This is a genomic window from Pseudomonas sp. B21-051 (assembly GCF_024748795.1).
GTDB lineage: Bacteria > Pseudomonadota > Gammaproteobacteria > Pseudomonadales > Pseudomonadaceae > Aquipseudomonas > Aquipseudomonas putida_A.
Map to the genome: position 1 here is coordinate 6,023,296 of NZ_CP087166.1, position 23,037 is coordinate 6,046,332.

Below are 23,037 nucleotides of genomic sequence, written 5' to 3' on the forward strand. Positions count from 1 at the left end.
CTTATTTCTCCTGACTGACAGCCGCGCAAATCACGGTGATACCGCGGGCCTGAATCTGATCGCGCGCATCTTCAGGCAGGCGATCATCGGTAATGAGGGTATGAACGCTGCTCCACGGCAGCTCCAGGTTGGGAATCTTGCGGCCGATCTTGTCGGCCTCGACCATCACGATCACTTCCCGCGCCACGTCGGCCATCACCCGGCTCAGGCCGAGCAACTCGTTGAACGTGGTGGTGCCGCGCACCAGATCGATACCATCGGCGCCGATAAACAACTGGTCGAAGTCGTAAGAGCGTAGTACCTGCTCGGCGACCTGGCCCTGGAAGGACTCCGAATGTGGATCCCAGGTGCCGCCGGTCATCAGCAGCACCGGCTCGTGTTCGAGTTCGCTCAAGGCGTTGGCCACGTGCAGGGAGTTGGTCATCACCACCAGACCCGGCTGCTGGCCAAGCTCGGGAATCATCGCCGCAGTGGTGCTGCCGCTGTCGATGATGATGCGGGCGTGCTCGCGGATGCGTTTGACGGCAGCACGGGCAATCGCCTGTTTGTACTTCGAAACGCTTTGGCCCGGTTCCGCGACCAATTCCTGCGGCATGGTGATCGCCCCGCCGTAGCGGCGCAGCAACAGACCATGGCTTTCCAGTGCGGCCAGATCCTTGCGGATCGTAACTTCCGAGGTTTCGAAGCGCTTGGCCAGTTCATCCACACTGACTTCGCCCTGCTCATTGAGCAAGGCGAGGATATTGTGCCGGCGCTGGGGTGTATTGCGTTTCGACATGATAGTCTAAGTTTCGATTCGAAAGATAACGGAAGCAATCAAAACCTATTGCCCTTCAATCGTCAAGCTCAGGTCATAAAAAAATCGCAGACTTCGGCCCCCTGTAGGAGTTGCCGAAGGCTGCGATCTTTTGATCGTAAAGCTATTGTGGATAACTCAGCTCTTCTTGAGCTTCTCCGGCCGCTTCCAGCCATCGATATTTCTCTGCCGCGCCCGACCCACGGCCAACTGCGCGTTATCCACATTCTGCGTAATGGTCGAGCCAGCCGCAGTGGTTGCCCCGGACGAGATATCCACAGGAGCGACCAACGAATTGTTGGAGCCGATGAACACATCTTCGCCCAACACAGTTTTCCACTTGTTGGCGCCATCGTAGTTGCAGGTAATGGTGCCCGCGCCAATGTTGGTGCGTGCTCCGATTTCCGCGTCGCCCAGATAGGTCAGATGCCCGGCCTTGGCACCCTCGCCCATGCGCGCGTTTTTCAGTTCGACAAAATTACCCACATGCGCGCGCGCTTCGAGCACCGTGCCCGGACGCAGACGAGCGAAAGGACCAGCATCGCTGCCTTCACCAAGAATGGCGCCTTCGATGTGGCTGTTGGCTTTGATCACCACGCCTCTGCGCAGGGTGCTGTCCTTGATCACGCAGTTCGGACCAATCACCACGTCGTCTTCGATGACAACATTGCCTTCGAGAATCACGTTGATGTCGATCAGCACATCGCGACCGACGGTGACTTCGCCGCGCACATCGAAACGCGCCGGGTCACGCAGGGTCACGCCTTGCGCCATCAGCCGGCGACCGGCGCGCAACTGGTAATGCCGCTCCAGCTCGGAGAGTTGCTTACGATCATTGGCGCCCTGCACTTCCATCGGGTCGTGCGGCTGCTCTGTAGCCACCACCAAGCCGTCATTAACCGCCATTTCGATTACATCGGTCAGGTAGTACTCGCCCTGGGCATTGTTGTTCGACAGGCGGCTCATCCAGTCGGCCAGACGATTGGCCGGGACCGCGAGGATGCCGGTGTTGCCTTCGGTGATTGCGCGCTGGGCTTCGCTGGCATCTTTGTGCTCAACGATGGCTGCGACCTTGCCGTCAGCATCCCGCACGATGCGGCCGTAACCGGTCGGATCTTCCAGCTCGACGGTCAACAGGCCCATCTGGCCCGGTACGACGTGCTTGAGCAGGCGCTGCAGGGTTTCGATTTCGATCAGCGGCACGTCACCGTAAAGGATCAACACAGTGTCAGCGGTAATGAACGGCACAGCCTGGGCGGTGGCGTGACCTGTGCCAAGCTGTTTGTCCTGCAGCACGAAATTCAGATCGTCAGCCGCCAGACGCTCACGCACCACATCGGCACCGTGGCCGATCACCACATGAATGCGCTGTGGATCGAGCTGCCGTGCGCTGTGGATAACATGCCCAAGCATGGAATTGCCAGCAACCGGGTGCAGCACTTTCGGCAACGCCGAACGCATACGGGTGCCTTGACCGGCCGCGAGGATAACGATTTCGAGAGACATGACTGGCTACCAATCCTGGGTGGTCAGCAACTGCGACCGGGTTGTAAAAATCGGAAAAGAAAAAAGGGTAGCCGAGGCTACCCTTTTTTATCAATCACACAACAAGCGGCTGACGGATTAACCGCCAAACTTCTTGCGGATCTGCTGGACGGTGCGCAGCTGAGCTGCAGCCTCGGCCAGACGTGCGGACGCAGCTCCGTAGTCGAAATCTGCGCTCTTCTCGTGCAGAGCAGCTTCGGCAGCCTTGAGAGCTGCCTGGGCTTGAGCTTCATCCAGGTCGGCGGCACGTTGCACGGTATCGGCAAGCACCTTGACCATGTTCGGCTGAACCTCGAGGAAACCACCGGAGATGTAGAACACCTCGGCTTCCCCGCCTTGCTTGATCAGGCGGATCGGACCTGGCTTCAGATTAGTGATCAGCGGCGCGTGACCCAGAGCGATACCAAGATCACCCAGTGCACCGTGCGCAATCACCATCTCGACCAGGCCGGAAAAGATTTCCCCTTCCGCGCTGACGATATCGCAATGGACTGTCATAGCCATCTGATTGCCTCAACCTAAATTAGCGCCCGTTGCCGGGCGCCGGGATTACAGTTTCTTGGCTTTCTCGATCGCTTCTTCGATGCCGCCAACCATGTAGAACGCTTGTTCTGGCAGGTGGTCGTAGTCACCGTTGAGGATGCCTTTGAAGCCAGCAATGGTGTCTTTCAGGGAAACGTATTTACCCGAAGCACCGGTGAAGACTTCAGCCACGAAGAACGGCTGCGACAAGAAGCGCTGGATCTTACGAGCACGGTTAACCAACTGTTTGTCGGCTTCCGACAGCTCGTCCATACCCAGGATCGCGATGATGTCTTTCAGCTCTTTGTAACGTTGCAGAACGTACTGAACGCCGCGAGCGGTGTCGTAGTGGTCCTGACCGATTACGTTCGGATCCAGCTGGCGCGAAGTCGAATCCAGTGGATCTACCGCTGGGTAGATACCCAGGGAAGCGATGTCACGGGACAGAACGACGGTGGCGTCCAAGTGGGCGAAGGTGGTCGCTGGCGACGGGTCGGTCAAGTCGTCCGCAGGTACGTATACCGCCTGGATCGAGGTGATCGAACCTTCTTTGGTCGAAGTGATACGTTCTTGCAGAACGCCCATCTCTTCAGCCAGGGTCGGCTGGTAACCTACTGCCGAAGGCATACGGCCCAGCAGTGCGGATACTTCGGTACCGGCCAGGGTGTAACGATAGATGTTGTCGACGAACAGCAGAACGTCGTTACCTTCGTCACGGAACTTCTCGGCCATGGTCAGGCCGGTCAGTGCTACGCGCAGACGGTTTCCCGGCGGCTCGTTCATCTGACCGTAAACCAGTGCCACTTTGTCCAGAACGTTGGAGTCCTTCATCTCGTGGTAGAAGTCGTTACCCTCACGAGTACGCTCACCCACACCGGCGAACACGGAATAACCGCTGTGCTCGATGGCGATGTTACGGATCAGTTCCATCATGTTTACGGTTTTGCCTACACCGGCACCACCGAACAGGCCGACTTTACCGCCCTTGGCAAACGGGCAAACCAGGTCAATAACCTTGATGCCGGTTTCCAGCAGGTCGTTGCCGCCTGCCTGTTCAGCGAACGAAGGTGCTGGACGGTGAATGCCCCAGCGCTCTTCGGTGTCGATCGGACCGGCTTCGTCGATCGGGTTACCCAGAACGTCCATGATCCGGCCCAGGGTCGCTTTACCGACCGGTACGGAGATGGCTGCGCCGGAATCGGTAACTTCCAGACCGCGCTTCAAGCCCTCGGTGGAACCCATCGCAATGGTGCGAACCACGCCGTCGCCCAGCTGCTGCTGAACTTCCAGAGTGGTTTCGGCCGCGCTGACTACTTTCAGCGCGTTGTAGATGCTCGGTACGCTGTCGCGTGGAAATTCCACGTCGATAACGGCGCCGATGATTTGAACGATACGTCCGCTACTCATAGCTGGATCCTCTGAATATTTGAACCGTTAAACCGCGGCAGCGCCGCCGACGATTTCCGAGATCTCTTGGGTGATCGCAGCCTGACGCGCCTTGTTGTAGATCAGCTGCAAATCGCTGATCAAATCACCGGCGTTGTCGGTAGCGTTCTTCATCGCGATCATCCGCGCAGCTTGTTCAGCCGCGTTGTTCTCGACCACCGCCTGGTACACCTGCGACTCCACGTAGCGCACCATCAAGCCGTCAAGCAGCTCTTTGGCGTCTGGTTCGTAGAGGTAGTCCCAGTGGTGCTTGAGTTCTTGATCCGGGGTTGCCACCAGTGGAATCAACTGCTCCACGGTAGGCTGTTGTGTCATGGTGTTGATGAACTTGTTGGATACCACGGACAGGCGATCGATACGGCCCTCCAGGTAGGCATCCAGCATCACCTTGACGCTGCCGATCAAATCATTGATCGACGGCTCTTCACCCAGGTGGCTGATAGCTGCAACGACGTTACCGCCGAAGTTGCGGAAAAAGGCCGCACCCTTGCTACCGACTACACACAGATCAATCTCGACGCCGTTTTCGCGGTTTACCGCCATGTCCTTGACCAGGGCCTTGAACAGGTTGGTGTTCAAGCCGCCGCACAAACCACGGTCACTGCTCACGACGACATAACCAACGCGCTTTACTTCACGGTCGATCATGAACGGGTGGCGGTATTCCGGGTTGGCGTTGGCCAGATGCCCAATTACCTGGCGGATACGCTCCGCATAAGGACGGCTGGCTGCCATGCGCATTTGTGCCTTGCGCATTTTGCTCACCGCCACTTTTTCCATGGCGCTGGTAATTTTTTGCGTGCTTTTGATGCTCGCAATCTTACTGCGAATCTCTTTTGCGCCTGCCATGTAACACCTATCAGGTTAGCAAGCGGGAGCCTTGCGGCTCCCGCTGCGGCTTACCAGGTTTGGGTGGCCTTGAACTTCTCGATACCGGCTTTCATGCCAGCGTCGATTTCGTCATTGAAGTCACCTTTAACGTTGATCTTGGCCATCAAATCGGCGTGATCGCGGTTGAAGAAAGCAATCAGCGCTTGTTCGAAGCTGCCGATCTTGGCGATTTCAATGTCAGTCAGGAACCCACGCTCAGCGGCATACAGCGACAGCGCCATGTCAGCGATCGACATTGGTGCGTATTGCTTCTGCTTCATCAGCTCGGTAACGCGCTGACCATGCTCAAGTTGCTTACGGGTCGCTTCGTCCAGGTCAGAAGCGAACTGGGCGAATGCCGCCAGTTCACGGTACTGAGCCAGAGCGGTACGGATACCACCGGACAGCTTCTTGATGATCTTGGTCTGAGCGGCACCACCCACACGGGATACCGAAACACCGGCGTTCACTGCAGGGCGGATGCCCGAGTTGAACATGGCCGATTCCAGGAAGATCTGACCGTCGGTGATGGAAATCACGTTGGTCGGAACGAACGCGGAAACGTCGCCAGCCTGGGTTTCGATGATCGGCAGTGCGGTCAGGGAACCGGTTTTGCCGGTCACTGCGCCGTTGGTGAACTTCTCTACGTATTCTTCCGAAACGCGGGACGCGCGCTCCAGCAGACGGGAGTGGAGATAGAACACGTCGCCTGGGTAAGCTTCACGGCCTGGTGGACGGCGCAGCAGCAGGGAAATCTGGCGGTAAGCCACTGCTTGCTTGGACAGATCGTCATAAACGATCAGCGCGTCTTCACCGCGGTCGCGGAAGAATTCACCCATTGTGCAACCGGAGTACGGTGCCAGGAATTGCAGCGCAGGAGATTCCGAAGCACTGGCAGCCACGATGATCGTGTTGGCCAGGGCGCCGTTTTCTTCCAGCTTGCGAACCACGTTGGCGATGGTCGATTGCTTCTGACCGATCGCTACGTAGACGCAGAAAATGCCGCTGTCTTTCTGGTTGATGATCGCGTCGATCGCCAGAGCGGTTTTACCGATCTGACGGTCACCGATGATCAGCTCACGCTGGCCACGGCCGACAGGGATCATGGCATCGACAGCTTTGTAGCCAGTCTGTACAGGCTGGTCTACCGACTTACGCCAGATCACGCCCGGTGCAACTTTCTCGACCGCATCGGTCAAGGTGTTGCCCAGTGGACCTTTGCCGTCAACAGGGTTACCCAGTGCGTCGACTACGCGACCCAGCAGTTCCTTACCAACCGGAACTTCGAGGATGCGGCCGGTGCACTTGGCGCTCATGCCTTCAGCCAGACTGGTGTATGCGCCCAGTACAACGGCACCTACGGAGTCTTGCTCCAGGTTGAGGGCCATACCGTAGACGCCGCCCGGAAACTCGATCATCTCGCCGTACATGACGTCGGCCAGACCGTGAATCCGCACGATGCCGTCAGATACGCTGACGACAGTGCCTTCGTTACGGGCTTGGGAGGTCACATCGAGCTTGTCGATGCGGCCCTTGATAATTTCACTTATTTCGGAAGGATTGAGTTGCTGCATTGCTCTGCTGCCCCTTCAAACTCAAGATTTCAATGCTTCGGCAAGTTTCGCGATTTTGCCGCGAATCGAGCCATCGATAACCAGGTCGCCGGCGCGGATAACGACACCCCCTATAAGGGCAGCATCCTCCGCAACTTGCAGGCGCACTTCCCGGTTGAGTCGTGCACTGAGAACCTTGGCGAGTTTGTCTTGCTGTTCTTGGTTCAATGCGAAAGCACTGGTCACTTCAACGTCTACCGACTTCTCTTGTTCGGCCTTGTACAGGTCGAACAGAGCGGCGATCTCCGGCAGAAGCGGGAGACGGTCGTTTTCGGCAACGACATTGATGAAGTTCTGTGCCTTGGCATCAAACTTGTCGCCGCACACGTCAATGAACGTGGCGGCCTTTTCTGCGCTCGTCAGTCGCGGGGCCTTGAGCACGCGCTGCATGGTGTCGTCTTGCGACACCGCTGCAGCCAGGCCGAGCATGGCTGACCAATTGGCCAGTTGCTGGTGGGCCTGAGCGTGCTCGAAGGCCGCCTTAGCGTAAGGTCGGGCCAACGTGGTCAGTTCTGCCATGATCGCCCTCGCTTAGATTTCAGCAGCCAGTTGGTTAACCAGCTCTGCGTGCGCGTTTTGATCGATTGTGGCACCCAGGATCTTCTCGGCGCCGCCGACAGCCAGCAAGCCCACTTGGGCACGCAGCTTGTCTTTGACACTGTTCAGTTCCTGTTCGATCTCGGCTTGAGCCTGAACCTTCACACGGTCAGCGTCGATACGGGCTTTTTCAACAGCCTCTTCAACGATCTGGTTACCGCGTTTCTTGGCTTGCTCGATGATTTCAGCTGCCTGAGCTTTCGCTTCGCGCAGTTGCTGACCCGCTTTCTCTTGGGCCAACTCCAGGTCGCGAGCTGCACGGCTGGCAGCGTCCAGACCATCAGCGATCTTCTTTTGACGTTCGTGCAGAGCAGCGATGACCGGAGGCCATACGAACTTCATGCAGAACAGTACAAAAATCAGGAACGCAACGGACTGGCCAATCAGGGTCGCATTAATGTTCACGCCAACACCTCGCAGTTACGTTGTCCATCACACCAAATTACACGGAAGAATCCGGGTAATTAGCCAGCGATCTGACCAACGAACGGGTTCGCAAAGGTGAAGAACAGAGCGATACCAACACCGATCATGGTTACGGCGTCGAGCAGACCGGCAACGATGAACATTTTAACTTGCAGCATTGGAACCATTTCTGGCTGACGCGCTGCGCCTTCCAGGAACTTGCCGCCCAGCAGGCCGAAACCAATTGCGGTACCCAGTGCGCCCAGGCCGATCAACAGTGCAACAGCGATAGCGGTTAGACCAACTACAGTTTCCATCTTTCCTCCCGACTTTTACGTCGTATGGTTTAGGTTTTTTAGATTAAAGCGGTAAAACAAATCGTTTCAGAGGCCCGGTTAAGAGCCCCCTCCCGTTTGACCGGGAGGGACATCAGATCAGCCGAGGCTGCTCTTAATGGTTTTCTTCGTGCGCCATCGACAGGTAGACGATGGTCAGCATCATGAAGATGAACGCCTGCAGAGTGATGATCAGGATGTGGAACACCGCCCACGCCCACTGCAGAACAACGCCCAGGCCGCTCAGCCAGAGCAGGCCGCTGCCGAACATCACAGCGATCAGAATGAACACCAGCTCGCCGGCATACATGTTGCCGAACAGACGCAGGGCCAGAGAGATCGGCTTGGCGATCAGGGTCACGAATTCCAGCAGGAAGTTCACCGGGATCAGCAGGGCCTGAACGAAGATGTTCTTGCTGCCGAACGGGTGCAGGGTCAGTTCGCCGATGAAGCCGCCGATGCCCTTGACCTTGATGCTATAGAAAATGATCAGTGCGAAAACCGAGAACGCCATGCCCAGGGTCGCGTTCGGGTCGGTCGTCGACACGGCACGGAACGGGATGTGGTGGTCGCCGGTGATCAGGATGGCCAGCTGAGGAATCCAGTCGACCGGTACCAGGTCGACGGCGTTCATCAGGAACACCCAGACGAAGATGGTCAGTGCCAGCGGTGCGATCACCGGGCTACGGCCATGGAAGCTGTCTTTCACGCTGCCATCGACGAATTCGACCAATACTTCAACGAAGTTCTGCAAAGCACCTGGCTGACCCGATGTCGCTTTCTTTGCCGCCATGCGGAAAAGGAAAACGAAGATCAGACCCAGCGCGACCGACCAGCCGAGGGTATCGACGTGGAAAGCCCAGAAGCCCATTTCCTTGGCTTCTGCTGCGGTATGGGCAAAGCCCCAGCCGCCGTTGGGTAGCTGACCGAAGGTCAGGTTCTGCAAGTGGTGCTGGATATAGCCCGAAGCGGTTGTTTCTGCCATGGTTGCCTCAAACGCCCTAAGGTCTCGAAAGTCTTGTTCTCATCAGCAGGGGAGCGAACCAGCTGACCGACTGAGTCAGCACGAAAGCGCCGAATACTGCGATCGGCGCCAATGGCTTCACACCTGCAAACACCAGTGCAAACAGCACTGCCGTCAAAATCAGTTTGCCTGCCTCGCCGGCATAAAATGACCGGACGATGGACTGGGCTGCTCGGGCGCCGGAAAACCGAAATGCCTTGTGAGCGAAATAAACATTGGGCAGCAAGGCTATCAGGCCTCCGCAAAGACCCGAGTATCCGGCAACGACTCCATGCCATTGCCAGAGCGCCAAAGCGGCAATGAGCAAAATGACAAATTGAGCCATCAACACCGGAAAAACCGCCAGGCGATGGAACGGCAGGCGGTTTGGCTTGCGGGTTTCCATCACGTTTGCTCTCCAATGGTCGGCTGCCAGAATTCAATAACTTGGCATAATTTGTGCCGACAAAATGCGCGCAGAGTATAGGGGCGGTTCTGCCCCTATTCAACTGTCAGGTAGTGATTTCCGACTGCGCGCTACATGAGGAAATGTTTCAGCGGATGTGTGCGAGCACACCTTGAAGCTCATCGAGGGAGTTGTAACCGATGACCAACTGACCTTTTCCCTTCTTGCCGTGGCGAATCTGCACCGCAGAGCCTAGGCGCTCGGCCAGACGCTGTTCGAGCCGGGCGATATCCGGGTCGGGTTTGGCCGCTTCCACAGGCTCCGGTTTGCCACTCAACCACTGACGAACCAGTGCCTCGGTTTGGCGCACAGTCAGGCCGCGTGCGACAACATGTCGCGCCCCTTCCACCTGCTGATTGTCCGGCAGACCGAGCAAAGCACGGGCATGACCCATTTCCAGGTCACCGTGGGACAGCATGGTCTTGATGACTTCCGGCAGTGCAATAAGTCGCAACAGGTTAGCCACAGTCACGCGGGACTTACCCACAGCCTCGGCAACCTGTTGTTGAGTGAGCTGGAATTCCTGCTGCAGACGCTGCAAGGCGACGGCTTCCTCAATCGGGTTCAGGTCTTCACGCTGGATGTTCTCGATCAGCGCAATGGCGATCGCGGTTTCATCCGGCACATCACGGACCATCGCCGGGATGGTTTCCTGGCCGGCCTGCTGGCTGGCGCGCCAGCGGCGTTCACCGGCGATGATTTCGAAGCGGCCACCGCCAATCGGGCGCACCACGATCGGCTGCATCACGCCTTGCGCCTTGATCGACTGCGCCAGCTCTTCCAGCGCCTGTGGATCCATGTCGCGGCGTGGCTGGTATTTGCCACGCTGCAGCAGATCCAGCGGCAGGTGTTGCAGTTCACGGGTATCGGCCTGCGCCGCCTGTTCTTCCAGCGCGCTGACGGTCGGACCACTCAGCAGTGCATCCAGTCCACGTCCGAGACCTCGTTTCTTGACGGCCATGGGGATTCCTTAAGTTGGCTGGGCAGCGGCGATGCGTGAATTTTTGCGCTGACGGCGAACCATCTCGCCCGCCAGGGCCAGGTAGGCCAGCGCGCCGCGCGATTGCTTGTCGTAGGCCAATGCCGGCATACCGTAGCTCGGCGCTTCGGCCAGACGAATGTTGCGCGGGATCACCGTGTCGTACAGCTGTTCGCCAAAGTGTTCCTTGAGCTGCGCCGAAACATCGTTCATCAGGCTCAGCCGCGGGTCGTACATGGTGCGCAGCAGACCTTCGACCTTGAGGTTCGGGTTCAGCAGTTCGGCAATGCGCTTGATGTTATCCACAAGGTCGCTCAAGCCTTCGAGCGCAAAGTACTCGCACTGCATGGGGATAATCACCCCGTCAGCGGCAACCAGTGCGTTCAGGGTGAGCATCGACAGCGACGGCGGGCAGTCGATCAGAATGTAATCGTAGTTTTCACGGATCGGCGCCAGCGCGCTGCGCAGACGGCTTTCCTTCATCTGCATTTCCAGCAGGACCACTTCGGCCGCGGTCAGGTCGCGGTTGGCCGGCAGCAGTTGATAACCGCCGTGCTCGGAATAGTGCATGGCCTGGGCCAGATCGCATTCGCCGATCAGCAGGTCGTAGACCGAGTTTTCCAGGCCATGTTTATCCACACCGCTACCCATGGTGGCGTTGCCCTGTGGATCGAGATCGATCAACAGCACCCGGCGCTTGGTCGCGACCAGGGATGCTGCGAGGTTGATGCAGGTGGTGGTCTTGCCCACACCACCCTTCTGGTTCGCTATCGCGAATACCTTAGCCATTCTTGCTTGTGTTCCCAATCATGCCGTGCGGCGCAGTATCAGCAGATGGCGTTGGCCTTGGCAACCGGGTACGGCCAGGGCGTGTTCGCTATCGAGTTTGAAGTCTGCCGGCAATGCTACCAGCTCATCGGCCGGATGAACGCCCTTCATTGCCAGCCAGCGCGTGTCGGCATCGCCGAGGTGGCGAGTCCAGTTGGTGAAGTTTTCCATGCTGCTGAACGCCCGGGAAATGATCCCGTTGAACGGCTCGGCAGGCTGGAAGGCTTCGACGCGACTGTGGATAACTTGCAGGTTATCCAGTTTGAGTTCGAGTTTGACCTGGGTCAGGAAGCGGGTTTTCTTGCCGTTGCTGTCCAGACAGGTGACTTGCGAGTCCGGATACAGGATCGCCAACGGAATGCCGGGCATGCCGCCGCCACTGCCAACATCGAGCCAACGGCCGTTTTCGATGAACGACATTACGCTCAAGCTATCGAGCAGATGCCGCGAAACCATTTCATCAGGATCGCGCACTGCAGTCAGGTTGTAGGCCTGGTTCCATTTGATCAACAGGGCCAGGTAGCCCAGCAACAATTCGTGCTGGGCTGCGCTGAGATTGACACCGAGCGCGCGGGCTCCTGTGGATAACTCTTCGGCGTGTTGCGAAGTGACCTTAGAACTCAAGCGCTTTGCTCCAACTGACGGCCCGCGCCGCGTTTTTTCAAATGAATCATCAACAGCGAAATCGCCGCCGGAGTCACGCCCGGAATCCGCGAAGCCTGGCCGAGCGTCTCCGGACGCGTGGCACCGAGCTTGCTCTGGATCTCCTTGGAGAGACCGGAAATGTTGGTGTAATCGATATCCACAGGCAGTTTCGTGTCTTCACTGGCGCGCAGACGGGCGATTTCGTCCTGTTGACGGTCGATGTAACCGGCGTATTTGGTCTTGATTTCAACCTGTTCGGCGACCTGTGGATCTTCGGCGCCCTGCCCGGTCACTTCGACCAGACCAGCGTAGTCGATTTCCGGACGGCTCAAGAGGTTGAGCAAGTTGTATTCGTGAGTCAGCGGCGTGCCGAATTTTTCCGCGATCGCATCGCCCTGCTGAGTGCCCGGGCGAACCCAGGTGCTTTTCAGGCGCTGCTCTTCAAGCTCGATGCTTTCGCGTTTCTTGCAGAAGGCCGCCCAACGCGTGTCATCGACCAGACCCAGTTCGCGACCTTTTTCGGTCAGGCGCAGGTCGGCGTTGTCCTCACGCAGGATCAGGCGGTACTCGGCACGGGAAGTGAACATGCGGTACGGCTCTTGGGTACCGAGAGTGATCAGATCGTCGACCAGTACGCCGATGTACGCCTCGTCGCGACGCGGGCACCAGGCTTCTTTGCCCTTGGCACGCAGCGCGGCGTTGGCCCCGGCGAGCAAACCTTGCGCACCGGCTTCTTCGTAACCAGTGGTGCCGTTGATCTGGCCAGCAAAGAACAGGCCGCCGATAACTTTTGTTTCCAGGCTGTATTTCAGGTCACGCGGGTCGAAGTAGTCGTACTCGATCGCATAACCCGGACGCACGATGTGTGCGTTTTCCATGCCGCGGATCGATTGCACGATCTGCAATTGCACGTCGAACGGCAAGCTTGTGGATATCCCGTTCGGGTACAGCTCATGGGTGGTCAGGCCTTCCGGCTCGATGAATACCTGATGGCTTTCCTTGTCGGCAAAGCGATGGATCTTGTCTTCGATCGACGGGCAGTAGCGCGGGCCAATGCCCTCGATTTCGCCGGCAGCGGAATACATCGGCGAACGATCGAGGTTCGCCGCGATGATTTCGTGGGTGCGGGCGTTTGTGTGGGTAATCCAGCAACTGACCTGGCGCGGATGCTGTTCCTTGTTGCCCATGAACGACATGACCGGGATCGGCGTATCGCCTGGTTGCTCGGTCATAACCGAGAAATCCACAGATTTGCCATCGATGCGCGGTGGCGTACCGGTTTTCAGGCGACCGACACGCAGCGGCAGTTCACGCAGACGATGTGCCAGGGCAATCGACGGCGGGTCACCGGCACGACCGCCGGAGAAATTCTGCAAACCGATGTGGATAAGTCCGCCGAGGAACGTACCAGTGGTCAACACCACGGAGTCAGCGAAGAACCGCAGACCCATTTGCGTGACAACACCGCGTACCTGGTCCTGCTCAACGATAAGGTCGTCAGCGGCCTGTTGAAATATCCACAGGTTCGGTTGGTTTTCCAGAATTTCGCGGACAGCGGCCTTGTACAGAATACGGTCGGCTTGCGCACGAGTCGCTCGTACGGCCGGACCTTTGCGGCTGTTCAATACGCGAAACTGGATGCCGCCCAGATCGGTAGCCATGGCCATCGCGCCGCCGAGGGCGTCGATTTCCTTGACCAGATGGCTTTTGCCAATGCCACCGATAGCCGGGTTGCAGCTCATGGCACCGAGGGTTTCCACGTTATGCGTCAGCAACAGGGTTTTTGCCCCCATACGTGCTGAGGCCAGTGCTGCCTCGGTACCGGCATGACCGCCGCCGATGACGATCACTTCAAAACGGGAAGGGAAATCCACCACGCACCTCGTGCCTGCTTAAGTAGGTCATTCAGGAATAGTTTGAGATCAGGTTTCTGGACCTGGTCGACAAGTATAGGGACTTCGCCCTTCCTAAAGAACCCTTTGCACAAAATTTAACCAGCTGTGGAGAACTCGAAGTTAAAAGAATAAAAAAGAGAGAAATTTATAAAACCTTTGTTTTAATGCTTATTCTTACTGGCCGACCTTTCTGTGGATAGATTGCTACAGACCTTATTATTCAGTGTGTACAGAGTTTCATAACCCTGTTATCAGGTGGCCGGGAGGCCCTTGGATAACCGGTTTAAGCCTGTGGATGAATGGGATGGTTATCCACAGAGGCAGTTATATCCAGTTTTCAGGCCCTGTTATCAACTGACCTCAGAGGCGGTTATTCACAGGGCTTAATCCACAGAAATTCAACCAAACGGTTTTTTCAGGACGCAATAAAACGCCACCGAGAGATCGATGACGAGCAGGAAGCCGATAGAGGGAGGTGACAGGGCTATTGTGAGAGAACGTAACAGAGGCTAATAATAGCCATTATCATTAACTCGTCAGTTTCTCCCATGTCCCTACCCGCCCATCATGCTTCGATCGAGCAAATCTACGAGCAACACCATTCGTGGCTGTATGGATGGCTCAAGGGCAAACTGCACGACGCCTGCGATGCTGCCGATGTCGCGCATGACACTTTCGTGCGGATCCTCGCGGCACGTAATGCGTCGCAGATTCGCGAGCCGCGGGATTATCTGGCGACCATTGCACGCGGCCTCGTCATTGATCGCTATCGAAGACAGGCCATCGAAGTTGCCTACTTGCAGACCTTGGCTGCTCGACCAGAAGCCACCGCCATCAGCGAAGAAGACAAGGCGCTGATCATCGAAACCCTGATCGCTGTGGATAAAGCCTTGGCCGGTCTGGGCGCGCGAACCCAGAAGATCTTCATGCTTTCGCAGATCGACGGTCTGACCTATCAACAGATCGCTGCGCAGTTGCAGGTTTCCCTGACCACAGTAAAGAAGCACATGATCCGCGCCCTGACGGAATGTGCCCTGATCATGGCGCAGCGTTGATGCCCACTGCACCGAACCGCAAGGTTTTCGAAGCGGCTGCCAGTTGGTACGTGCAGTTTCAGGCCGATCCGCCGACCCCCGCCAATCAAAAAGCCTGGCAGCTGTGGATAGATAGCGATCCAGCGCATCTGGCAGCCTGGAACCAGATGGAACAACTGCAGCGTCAGCTCGGCACTTTGCCGCTGGATTTGAAACGTCGCGCACTGAATACCGGCCAACAGAGGCGCCAGATCCTGAAATTGTTGGTGCTCGCGACAGGGACGGGGATCCTTGGCTGGAACGCCCAACAACATACCTCCCTTGGAAATGCCTGGGTTGATTACAGAACCGGCGTTGGCCAGCGTCGCAACATCTCATTGGCGGATGGCAGCCAGATCCAGCTCAATACCGATACGGCCATCGATGTGTCTTTCGATGCAAGGCAACGGCTGATTGGTTTGCGCTCGGGTGAAATCCTCATTCAGACCGGCAAGCTCGGCGATCAGCGGCCGTTTTTGGTCGAAACCGGGGATGGCCGAATTCAAGCGTTGGGTACCCGTTTTTCTGTGCATAAGTTGTCGGGCTCAACGCGGGTCGGCGTGCTGGAAGATCGGGTCAGCGTGCAACCCGCTGATCAAACAACGAGCGCGATAATCTTGAAAGCAGGCGAAGGTGCGGATTTCGATAGTCGGCATATCGGGGTCCTTTACCCCTTTAAATCCTCGGCAGTGGCCTGGACCAACGGCCAGCTGATTGTGCTGGATGCGCGGCTGGGCGAGGTAATCGAAGAGCTGGGGCGTTATCGCAGCGGTGTTCTGCACTGCGATAGTCGTGCCCGGGATCTACGCGTATCCGGCACCTTTCGGCTCGATTCCACCGATGCCGTGCTGGCCAATCTTCAGGCCTCGTTACCGATCAACGTCCGCTACTTCACCCATTACTGGGTCTCGATCAGCCATAGCGTCTGATTGAAAATCTCCTGGGGAAAAAAATCGAAAGCAGGGTTATCTTTTTTTGTCCTGACCCGGCCCTACAGGTAATCGCGATAAACGCGGCTCTTCGCCACCTTCAGGGCTTATCCACACATGCGTCTTCCCACGTTCCGTCAGCGTTTTTCTCACCACTGCATTGCCTACAGCCTACTGATGACCAGTGCAGCGTCCTGCCTGGTAATGACCCATAACGCCTTCGCGGCAACGGTCGCGCAGCGCTACACCATTGCTGCCGGCCCGCTGGACAATGCTTTGAGCCAATTCGCCTCCGCCGCAAACGTGATTCTGTCGTTCTCGCCGCAGCAGACCAGCCGTTTACGCAGTACCGGACTGAACGGCAACTTCACCGTTGAACAGGGATTCGCCCAACTGCTGCAAGGCTCAGGTTTGCAAGCCTTACCGCAAGCGCCGGGTAGCTACATTCTGCAGGCGCTGCCCAGTGGTGATTCGCTGGAGCTGGCCCCGACCAACATCAACGGGCAATTGGCCAATCCGATGGACCTGGATTACGCCGCCGACGTCGGCTACAAGGCGCAGAACAGTCGGATCGGCACGAAAACCAGCACGCCGTTGTCGGAAACACCACGTTCGGTGTCAGTCGTCACCGCACAGCGCATGAAAGATCAGAAATCTCAGACACTCACCGAGGTACTCGGCTACGTTCCCGGCATCTTCGCCCCACCGTTTGCAGCGGGTGACAGCCTGGCCGGCGATCTGTTTTACATACGAGGATTCAACGCCACCGATTACGGCTACGGCCTGTTGCGCGATGGACTTCGTGTGCAGGGCAACCGTTATGACACCAGCACCGAACCTTACGGTTTGGAACGCGTGGAAATTTTCCGTGGACCATCGTCCTTGCTCTATGGGGAAAACGCACCGGGCGGCTTGGTGAATCTGGTGAGCAAGCGGCCGACCGCAGCTCCACGCGGCGAAGTGCAACTGGGTTATGGCTCGAATAATCGCCGGCAGATTGGCGTCGATGTGTCCGGGCCACTCAACGACAGCGGCAATGTGTTGGGGCGAGTGGTGATGCTCGGACGCAAGTCAGATACCCAGACCGATCACGTACCGGATGACCGCATTTACATCGCCCCGTCGCTGACGCTGAATTTCGACGACTTCAACACCCTGACCCTGCTGGCCAACTACCAGAAAGATCACACCAATATGGAACTGGGTCTGCCGGCGGCCGGCACATTGCTGAGCAATCCCAACGGCAAGCTATCCAAAGGCACCATGCTTGGCGATCCGGATTGGAACACCTTCGAACGGGAAACCTGGAGCACCGGTTATGAGTTCAGCCATTCCTTCAACGATGACTGGCAGTTCCGCCAGAATTCGCGCTACATGCAGTCGCGAATCACCCGCCATGAAACGTGGCCGGGCAACCTCAATAACGCAGGCTTCGGCACGCGCCTGAACATGACCGCGTACGATCGCTTCAACAAATCCATGGTGTATTCGCTGGATAACCAACTGGAAGGCAAATTCCAGGTCGGCGAGCTGGAAAACACCGTGCTGTTCGGCGCCAGCTACGACCGCACTTCGTTCAATCAGGACTGGAATGCCGGCATCGTCGGGCCGATCGATATCTATAACCCGGTTTATCTGCGCGACCCGACCACGCCGATTGCAGTGCAGAACACCTTGCTTGAGCAGCAGATGAAAGGTGTTTATGCACAGCTCCAGAGCAAGTATGACCACTGGCTGTTCCTGCTTGGCGGTCGTCAGGACTGGGTCGACAGTGACTTCCGCGACAAGGTGGCCAAGGGCAGCAACATCAGTTCCGAGGACAAGAAGTTCACCTACCAGGGCGGCGTGATGTACCAGTTCGACAACGGCATGACGCCGTATGTCAGCTATTCCACGTCGTTCGTGCCGGTGCAGCAGATATCCAATGCCGGCGCGCCGCTCGATCCGATCACCAGCAGCCAATACGAAGTGGGCCTCAAGTACGAACCGATCGGCTGGGATACCGCGTTCACCGCGTCGGTATATGACTTGCGCAAAAAGGACGACACCTACTTCGACTCGACCACGTCGACCTACCGCCAGGTCGGCGAAAGCCGTTCCAAAGGCGTGGAGCTGGAACTCAACAGCAATCTGACCCAGAACCTCAATGTGACAGCTGCGTACACCTACACCGACGCGCGGATTACCAAGGACGCGGCGACCTCTTTGGTCCAAGGCCACCAGATGACCGGCGTGCCTCGTAATCAGGCGTCGGTCTGGGCCAAGTACCGTTTCCTCGATGGCGATTTGAAAGGTTTATACGTGGGTGGTGGCGTGCGTTACTTCGACAGTGCCTTTGCCTACACCGCGCCCTCCTTGTACGGAAAGCTTGATGCCGGCGATGTCACCTTGGCGGATGCAGCCGTCGGTTATCAGATCGACACGCACTGGAGCGTCGACCTGAACGCAAAGAACCTGTTCGACAAGGAATATGTGTCGGGATGCAACGATGCCGGCCGTTGCTACTGGGGCGAAGATCGCACCTTGCTCGGTACGGTTTCCTACAACTGGTAAAACGGAAAAGGGGCTGTGGATAAATTGTCCACAGCCCCTTTGTTCATTTGCCGATGCAGAAGCTGGAAAAGATTCTGCCGAGCAGATCATCAGAGCTGAAGGCCCCGGTGATTTCCCCAAGGGAATGCTGAGCCTGGCGCAAATCCTCAGCGAGCAATTCGCCGGCACCGGCCAAGGTCAGTTGCGCACGCCCGTGTTCCAGCGCCGCACTCGCATGACGCAATGCTTCCAGATGCCGGCGACGGGCACTGAAGCTGCTTTCCGAAGTTTGCTCATAACCCATGCAGGCTTTGAGGTGTTCGCGCAGTAATTCGAGACCTTCGCCGGCGGATTTGGCGCTAAGGCTGATGGTCACGTGGCCATCGTCGCTGACTTCCAGGGCAATTGCCTCACCTGTCAGATCAGCCTTGTTGCGGATCAAGGTGACTTTCGCCGGATCCGGACGGGTTTCGAGGAATTCCGGCCACAGAGCAAACGGATCTGCAGCTTCCGGCGCGGTGGCATCGACTACCAGCAGCACCCGATCCGCTTCAGTGATCGCTTTCAACGCACGCTCGACGCCGATCTTTTCCACCTGATCGTCGGTGTCGCGCAGACCTGCAGTGTCCACCACGTGCAATGGCATGCCGTCGATGTGGATATGTTCGCGCAGGATATCCCGGGTGGTGCCGGCAATTTCAGTCACGATCGCGGCTTCGCGGCCAGCCAGGGCATTCAACAGGCTGGACTTGCCGGCATTCGGACGACCGGCAATCACCACCGTCATACCGTCACGCAACAGGGCGCCTTGTCCGGCTTCACGCAGCACGGTGGATAACTCTTCACGTACCTTGTCGAGCATGCTCAACACATGGCCATCGGCAAGAAAGTCGATTTCCTCTTCCGGAAAGTCGATCGCGGCTTCCACATAAATGCGCAGACCGATCAATTGTTCGGTGAGGTTATGCACACGCTGGGAAAACGCGCCTTGCAAGGAACGCAGAGCATTGCGTGCAGCCTGTGCAGAACTGGCTTCGATCAGGTCGGCGATGGCCTCGGCCTGAGCCAGGTCGAGTTTGTCATTGAGGAACGCGCGCTCGCTGAATTCACCCGGGCGAGCCAGACGGCAACCCAGTTCCAGGCAACGCTTGAGCAACATGTCGAGAACGATCGGGCCACCGTGCCCCTGCAGTTCAAGCACGTCCTCGCCGGTAAACGAATTCGGTCCCGGGAAATACAGCGCCAGACCTTCGTCCAGCACCTGCTGATCAGCACTTAAAAATGGACCGTAATGTGCGTAACGCGGTTTCAGTTCACGGCCGCTGATGGCTTTGGCCGCAACGTTGGCCAAAGGCCCGGAAATACGGACGATGCCGACACCGCCGCGACCTTGAGCGGTGGCGACGGCGGCGATGGTTTCACGAGGTGCGCTCATAAACCGGAATCCAGACAAAAGTGGCAGATAGCAAAACGCCCCACTAGGGGGCGTTTTGAGTGGTGTTATCCACAGAGTAAGTTACGCCTCGGCTTTTTTCGTCGCCGCTTCGATCTTACGCGTGATGTACCACTGTTGGGCAATCGACAGGCAGTTGTTCACAACCCAGTACAGCACCAGACCAGCCGGGAACCACAGGAAGAAGAAGGTGAAGATGATTGGCATCATTTTCATGACCTTCGCCTGCATCGGATCCGGCGGAGTCGGGTTCAGACGCTGCTGGATGAACATGGTCGCGCCCATGATGATCGGCAGGATGAAGAACGGATCCTTGATCGACAGGTCGGTGATCCACAGCATGAACGGCGCCTGGCGCATTTCCACGCTTTCCAGCAGAACCCAGTACAGCGAAAGGAAAACCGGCATCTGCACAAGGATCGGCAAGCAGCCGCCCAGCGGATTGATCTTCTCTTTCTTGTACAGCTCCATCATGGCTTGCGACATTTTCTGCCGGTCATCGCCATGTTGCTCTTTCAGTGCAGCCAGTTTCGGTGCTACGGCACGCATACGCGCCATGGATTTGTAGCTGGCAGCCGACAGCGGGAAGAAGATCCCTTTGATCAGCATGGTCAGGAAGATGATCGACCAGCCCCAGTTACCCACGATCGCGTGGATGTGTTGCAGCAACCAGAAGATCGGCTGAGCGATGAACCACAGAATGCCGTAGTCGACTGTCAGTTCCAGACCTGGGGACAACTGTTTCAGTACGGCCTGGCTTTTCGGCCCGGCGTACAGAATGGCGCTGGTTTCAACTTTCGCACCCGGTGCAGCGGTCAGCGAAGGACCGGTGTAACCGATGATGTAGTTGCCTTTGCTGTCTTTACGCGTCTGAACGATGTTGTTTTCGCCCTTCGGCGCAACCCATGCAGTCACGAAGTAGTGTTGCAGCCAGGCTACCCAGCCACCGGTGACGGTTTCCTTGAGCTGACCTTTGTCCATGTCTTTCATGGACACTTTCTTGTACGGCTCGGAACTTGTCCACAGGGCAGCGCCCAGGTAAGTCGCGGTGCCGGTGGCAGTGGTCGACGAAGGGTCGGCACTGGCGTCACGCTTCAGCTGGGCGAACATCGAACCCGACCAAGGCTGAGCGCTCTGGTTATCCACAAGGTAGGTCACGGTCACGTCATACAGGCCACGTTTCAGGGTGAAACGCTTGATGTAGTTGACGCCGTCCTTGCTGAACTTCAGGTCGACGATCAGTTGGTCCTGACCGTCAGCCAGTTGATAACTTTTCTTCTCCGAGGCGTAAACCGGACGACCGGCCGGGCTTGCGTCCGGACCGTTGGTGCCGATCAGGCCGCTTTGTGCCAGATAAGTACGCTCGCCGCCGTTGTCGAACAGCTGAAACGGCACATCAGGACGATCCTGACGACGTGGATACAGTGGCAAAGTCAGTTGAGCAACGTCACCGCCCTGTGGATCGATCGCCAGATCGAGCACGTCGGTTTTGACCTGGATCAGATCCTTGCTGGCAGCGACCGGAGTTTCCACAGGTGCGCTGGTATCGCTTGCGGCACGCGGAATGTCGTCACTGGCGGAGGCGTTATTGCTAGGAACGGTGTCCGGCAAACCGGATGCAGTCGTACTGGAAGCAACATTCTGAGTCGGCAGGGCAGCCTGGCCATAGTCCTGGTTCCATTTAAGAACCATAACGTAGGACACGATTGCCAGGGCGACGATCAGGATCGTGCGTTTGATATCCATGATTACTCGGCCATCGAAGAAGAACGGGAGGTAGGGATAGGTGGAACCGGGTCATAACCACCGGGATTCCACGGATGACAGCGACCTAAACGACGAAAGGTCAGCCAGCCACCGCGCAGAAGACCATGATTTTCGATGGCTTCATACGCGTAGCAAGAACAACTGGGGTAGAAACGACAGTGACTGGCCATCAAAGGACTAATGGCGTAGCGATAAAACTGGATCGGAACGAGTGCCAGTTTACGCATCTGGACTGTCTACCCCTACAGTTTCGGTTTTGACTGCTGGAACTGGCTTGTTACGGGCCAGACGCTTCCAGAGCTTGCCGAAATGCTGAATCAATTCGGGGTTTTCTACGTCGCCCAAACCTTTGCGCGCGACGATAACGATGTCCCAGCCCACCAGAGAATCCTGGTGCAGACGGAACGATTCGCGCATCAGACGTTTGAGGCGATTGCGCTCGACGGAGAGCTTTACGCTCTTTTTCCCGATAACCAGCCCGAGACGGGGGTGATCAAGGTCGTTGTTGCGCGCAAGGAGCAGGAGATTTTTCCCCGGAACCTTGCCGGTAGGGGAGTCAAAGACTGCCTTGAAATGCCGGGGGGTAAGCAGACGCTTTTCCCGACTGAAGTCCTGACTCACCTCCAGTACCGGATTATCAAACTGCCAGACGCGCACGACCTTTGGCGCGACGACGCGACAGGACAGCGCGACCGTTCTTGGTAGCCATGCGAGCACGGAAACCGTGGGTACGAGCGCGTTTGATAGTGCTTGGTTGGAAAGTACGTTTCATGTCGTGTTACCTGGTTCGTCCACAACGGGCCGGAATGGCCCCCGTTTTAAGAGACCGGGGATTCTAGAGAAAGCAAGCCTTCAGGTCAATTTCCAACCAGCGTTTCCTTATAAATAGATCTCTGGAGCTTCCGGAACCGAAAACCTGTTTGTCAGACATAAAAATAAAGAAGGGAATTATTTAAAGCTTTTCTGTAAAGCTTGTAAAAGCTAGGGCCGCCCTCTTCTGTGGATAACCATCTTCAGCCCTTGTACAGCATGATGTACAGAGAATGACAACTGCAGTGGAAAACCGTGATTAGCCTGTGCTGCGCTGTCGGATAACCTGTGTGTGGAATAGCCTGTTATCCACAGGCTGGTTATCCACCGAGTTCCACCCCCAGTTGTCCAGTGCCCTCAGAGGCGGTTATCCACAGAGCTTATGCACACACCGTTGGTCGCCTTTTTACCGGTTAACGCATTGATTAATCATGGTCACCACACAACCTGCATGTGGATAAGTGGACGGCTCGCCGCTACAATGGCCGCTTGTTTTTGCCTCACCGGCTTTCAACTTAGGGGATATCC

The 23,037-nt window shown here is 57.1% G+C and carries 23 protein-coding genes; 3 read left to right on the forward strand and 20 right to left on the reverse strand.

Annotated features, from left to right (window positions below; all coding sequences use genetic code 11):
- Position 1: 1 nt before the first annotated feature.
- The 15 genes from LOY52_RS27180 to mnmG form a co-directional block, all read right to left on the reverse strand.
- Positions 2 to 781 carry a DeoR/GlpR family DNA-binding transcription regulator gene (locus LOY52_RS27180; protein ID WP_258680085.1) on the reverse strand — a complete coding sequence of 260 codons (780 nt, stop codon included), beginning with the start codon at positions 779 to 781 and terminating at the stop codon, positions 2 to 4.
- Positions 782 to 934: 153 nt separating this feature from the next.
- Complete coding sequence (glmU, locus tag LOY52_RS27185; protein WP_258677481.1) at positions 935 to 2,302, reverse strand: bifunctional UDP-N-acetylglucosamine diphosphorylase/glucosamine-1-phosphate N-acetyltransferase GlmU; 1,368 nt, start codon at positions 2,300 to 2,302, stop codon at positions 935 to 937.
- 117 nt (positions 2,303 to 2,419) lie between these two features.
- Positions 2,420 to 2,845 carry a F0F1 ATP synthase subunit epsilon gene (locus tag LOY52_RS27190; RefSeq protein WP_007954164.1) on the reverse strand — a complete coding sequence of 142 codons (426 nt, stop codon included), beginning with the start codon at positions 2,843 to 2,845 and terminating at the stop codon, positions 2,420 to 2,422.
- Between the two features lie 45 nt (positions 2,846 to 2,890).
- Positions 2,891 to 4,270: a F0F1 ATP synthase subunit beta gene (gene atpD, locus LOY52_RS27195; protein ID WP_007911961.1), complete on the reverse strand. Its 1,380-nt coding sequence runs from the start codon at positions 4,268 to 4,270 to the stop codon at positions 2,891 to 2,893.
- A 27-nt stretch (positions 4,271 to 4,297) separates the two neighbouring features.
- Positions 4,298 to 5,158, reverse strand: coding sequence for a F0F1 ATP synthase subunit gamma (atpG, locus tag LOY52_RS27200; RefSeq protein WP_010565870.1), 861 nt, complete (start codon positions 5,156 to 5,158; stop codon positions 4,298 to 4,300).
- A gap of 50 nt (positions 5,159 to 5,208) precedes the next feature.
- Positions 5,209 to 6,753 (reverse strand): F0F1 ATP synthase subunit alpha, encoded by a 1,545-nt coding sequence (gene atpA, locus LOY52_RS27205; RefSeq protein ID WP_047596971.1) that lies wholly within the window; start codon positions 6,751 to 6,753, stop codon positions 5,209 to 5,211.
- A 21-nt stretch (positions 6,754 to 6,774) separates the two neighbouring features.
- Complete coding sequence (locus LOY52_RS27210; protein WP_007911956.1) at positions 6,775 to 7,311, reverse strand: F0F1 ATP synthase subunit delta; 537 nt, start codon at positions 7,309 to 7,311, stop codon at positions 6,775 to 6,777.
- Positions 7,312 to 7,323: 12 nt separating this feature from the next.
- Positions 7,324 to 7,794: a F0F1 ATP synthase subunit B gene (locus LOY52_RS27215; protein WP_011336718.1), complete on the reverse strand. Its 471-nt coding sequence runs from the start codon at positions 7,792 to 7,794 to the stop codon at positions 7,324 to 7,326.
- Positions 7,795 to 7,853: 59 nt separating this feature from the next.
- A complete protein-coding gene (gene atpE / locus LOY52_RS27220; protein ID WP_003097235.1) occupies positions 7,854 to 8,111 on the reverse strand; it encodes a F0F1 ATP synthase subunit C in 258 nt (85 codons plus the stop codon).
- Between the two features lie 133 nt (positions 8,112 to 8,244).
- A complete protein-coding gene (gene atpB / locus LOY52_RS27225; RefSeq protein WP_007960779.1) occupies positions 8,245 to 9,114 on the reverse strand; it encodes a F0F1 ATP synthase subunit A in 870 nt (289 codons plus the stop codon).
- Positions 9,115 to 9,130: 16 nt separating this feature from the next.
- The gene (locus tag LOY52_RS27230; RefSeq protein ID WP_003229783.1) at positions 9,131 to 9,538 is read right to left on the reverse strand and encodes a F0F1 ATP synthase subunit I; all 408 of its coding nucleotides are present in this window, start codon (positions 9,536 to 9,538) and stop codon (positions 9,131 to 9,133) included.
- Positions 9,539 to 9,686: 148 nt separating this feature from the next.
- Positions 9,687 to 10,559, reverse strand: a complete 873-nt coding sequence (locus LOY52_RS27235; protein WP_007960777.1) for a ParB/RepB/Spo0J family partition protein — start codon at positions 10,557 to 10,559, stop codon at positions 9,687 to 9,689.
- A 9-nt stretch (positions 10,560 to 10,568) separates the two neighbouring features.
- Positions 10,569 to 11,366, reverse strand: a complete 798-nt coding sequence (locus tag LOY52_RS27240; RefSeq protein ID WP_003229787.1) for a ParA family protein — start codon at positions 11,364 to 11,366, stop codon at positions 10,569 to 10,571.
- 18 nt (positions 11,367 to 11,384) lie between these two features.
- On the reverse strand, positions 11,385 to 12,029 hold the full coding sequence (rsmG, locus tag LOY52_RS27245) for a 16S rRNA (guanine(527)-N(7))-methyltransferase RsmG (RefSeq protein ID WP_258677484.1): 645 nt from the start codon (positions 12,027 to 12,029) through the stop codon (positions 11,385 to 11,387).
- A complete protein-coding gene (mnmG, locus tag LOY52_RS27250) occupies positions 12,026 to 13,924 on the reverse strand; it encodes a tRNA uridine-5-carboxymethylaminomethyl(34) synthesis enzyme MnmG (RefSeq protein ID WP_258677486.1) in 1,899 nt (632 codons plus the stop codon). The genes rsmG and mnmG overlap by 4 nt, the downstream gene beginning before the upstream one ends.
- A gap of 569 nt (positions 13,925 to 14,493) precedes the next feature.
- Here mnmG and LOY52_RS27255 point away from each other — a divergent pair.
- From LOY52_RS27255 to LOY52_RS27265, 3 genes are all read left to right on the forward strand, one after another.
- Positions 14,494 to 15,000: a sigma-70 family RNA polymerase sigma factor gene (locus LOY52_RS27255; RefSeq protein WP_258677488.1), complete on the forward strand. Its 507-nt coding sequence runs from the start codon at positions 14,494 to 14,496 to the stop codon at positions 14,998 to 15,000.
- Positions 15,000 to 15,947: a FecR domain-containing protein gene (locus LOY52_RS27260; protein ID WP_258677490.1), complete on the forward strand. Its 948-nt coding sequence runs from the start codon at positions 15,000 to 15,002 to the stop codon at positions 15,945 to 15,947. The genes LOY52_RS27255 and LOY52_RS27260 overlap by 1 nt, the downstream gene beginning before the upstream one ends.
- 117 nt (positions 15,948 to 16,064) lie before the next feature.
- A complete protein-coding gene (locus LOY52_RS27265) occupies positions 16,065 to 18,500 on the forward strand; it encodes a TonB-dependent siderophore receptor (protein ID WP_258677492.1) in 2,436 nt (811 codons plus the stop codon).
- A 43-nt stretch (positions 18,501 to 18,543) separates the two neighbouring features.
- Here LOY52_RS27265 and mnmE read toward each other — a convergent pair whose 3' ends face one another.
- The 5 genes from mnmE to rpmH all read right to left on the reverse strand — a co-directional run bounded on the left by mnmE (position 18,544) and on the right by rpmH (position 22,471).
- On the reverse strand, positions 18,544 to 19,914 hold the full coding sequence (mnmE, locus tag LOY52_RS27270; protein ID WP_258677495.1) for a tRNA uridine-5-carboxymethylaminomethyl(34) synthesis GTPase MnmE: 1,371 nt from the start codon (positions 19,912 to 19,914) through the stop codon (positions 18,544 to 18,546).
- Between the two features lie 81 nt (positions 19,915 to 19,995).
- A complete protein-coding gene (gene yidC, locus LOY52_RS27275) occupies positions 19,996 to 21,678 on the reverse strand; it encodes a membrane protein insertase YidC (protein WP_258677496.1) in 1,683 nt (560 codons plus the stop codon).
- A gap of 2 nt (positions 21,679 to 21,680) precedes the next feature.
- Positions 21,681 to 21,926 (reverse strand): membrane protein insertion efficiency factor YidD, encoded by a 246-nt coding sequence (gene yidD, locus LOY52_RS27280; RefSeq protein ID WP_010465488.1) that lies wholly within the window; start codon positions 21,924 to 21,926, stop codon positions 21,681 to 21,683.
- Entirely contained in the window at positions 21,919 to 22,320 is a 402-nt protein-coding gene (gene rnpA, locus LOY52_RS27285) for a ribonuclease P protein component (RefSeq protein ID WP_011336726.1), read from the reverse strand. Before rnpA ends, yidD begins: the two co-directional genes overlap by 8 nt.
- A 16-nt stretch (positions 22,321 to 22,336) precedes the next feature.
- The gene (gene rpmH / locus LOY52_RS27290; protein ID WP_003213577.1) at positions 22,337 to 22,471 is read right to left on the reverse strand and encodes a 50S ribosomal protein L34; all 135 of its coding nucleotides are present in this window, start codon (positions 22,469 to 22,471) and stop codon (positions 22,337 to 22,339) included.
- Positions 22,472 to 23,037: the final 566 nt, after the last annotated feature.

Coding starts and splice junctions, on each gene's coding strand:
- glmU (WP_258677481.1), bottom strand. CDS start 2,302: ATGTCTCTCGAAATCGTTATCCTCGCGGCCGGTCAAGGCACCCGTATG.
- LOY52_RS27190 (WP_007954164.1), bottom strand. CDS start 2,845: ATGGCTATGACAGTCCATTGCGATATCGTCAGCGCGGAAGGGGAAATC.
- atpD (WP_007911961.1), bottom strand. CDS start 4,270: ATGAGTAGCGGACGTATCGTTCAAATCATCGGCGCCGTTATCGACGTG.
- atpG (WP_010565870.1), bottom strand. CDS start 5,158: ATGGCAGGCGCAAAAGAGATTCGCAGTAAGATTGCGAGCATCAAAAGC.
- atpA (WP_047596971.1), bottom strand. CDS start 6,753: ATGCAGCAACTCAATCCTTCCGAAATAAGTGAAATTATCAAGGGCCGC.
- LOY52_RS27210 (WP_007911956.1), bottom strand. CDS start 7,311: ATGGCAGAACTGACCACGTTGGCCCGACCTTACGCTAAGGCGGCCTTC.
- atpE (WP_003097235.1), bottom strand. CDS start 8,111: ATGGAAACTGTAGTTGGTCTAACCGCTATCGCTGTTGCACTGTTGATC.
- atpB (WP_007960779.1), bottom strand. CDS start 9,114: ATGGCAGAAACAACCGCTTCGGGCTATATCCAGCACCACTTGCAGAAC.
- LOY52_RS27230 (WP_003229783.1), bottom strand. CDS start 9,538: ATGGAAACCCGCAAGCCAAACCGCCTGCCGTTCCATCGCCTGGCGGTT.
- LOY52_RS27235 (WP_007960777.1), bottom strand. CDS start 10,559: ATGGCCGTCAAGAAACGAGGTCTCGGACGTGGACTGGATGCACTGCTG.
- LOY52_RS27240 (WP_003229787.1), bottom strand. CDS start 11,366: ATGGCTAAGGTATTCGCGATAGCGAACCAGAAGGGTGGTGTGGGCAAG.
- LOY52_RS27255 (WP_258677488.1), top strand. CDS start 14,494: ATGTCCCTACCCGCCCATCATGCTTCGATCGAGCAAATCTACGAGCAA.
- LOY52_RS27260 (WP_258677490.1), top strand. CDS start 15,000: ATGCCCACTGCACCGAACCGCAAGGTTTTCGAAGCGGCTGCCAGTTGG.
- LOY52_RS27265 (WP_258677492.1), top strand. CDS start 16,065: ATGCGTCTTCCCACGTTCCGTCAGCGTTTTTCTCACCACTGCATTGCC.
- mnmE (WP_258677495.1), bottom strand. CDS start 19,914: ATGAGCGCACCTCGTGAAACCATCGCCGCCGTCGCCACCGCTCAAGGT.
- yidC (WP_258677496.1), bottom strand. CDS start 21,678: ATGGATATCAAACGCACGATCCTGATCGTCGCCCTGGCAATCGTGTCC.
- yidD (WP_010465488.1), bottom strand. CDS start 21,926: ATGCGTAAACTGGCACTCGTTCCGATCCAGTTTTATCGCTACGCCATT.
- rpmH (WP_003213577.1), bottom strand. CDS start 22,471: ATGAAACGTACTTTCCAACCAAGCACTATCAAACGCGCTCGTACCCAC.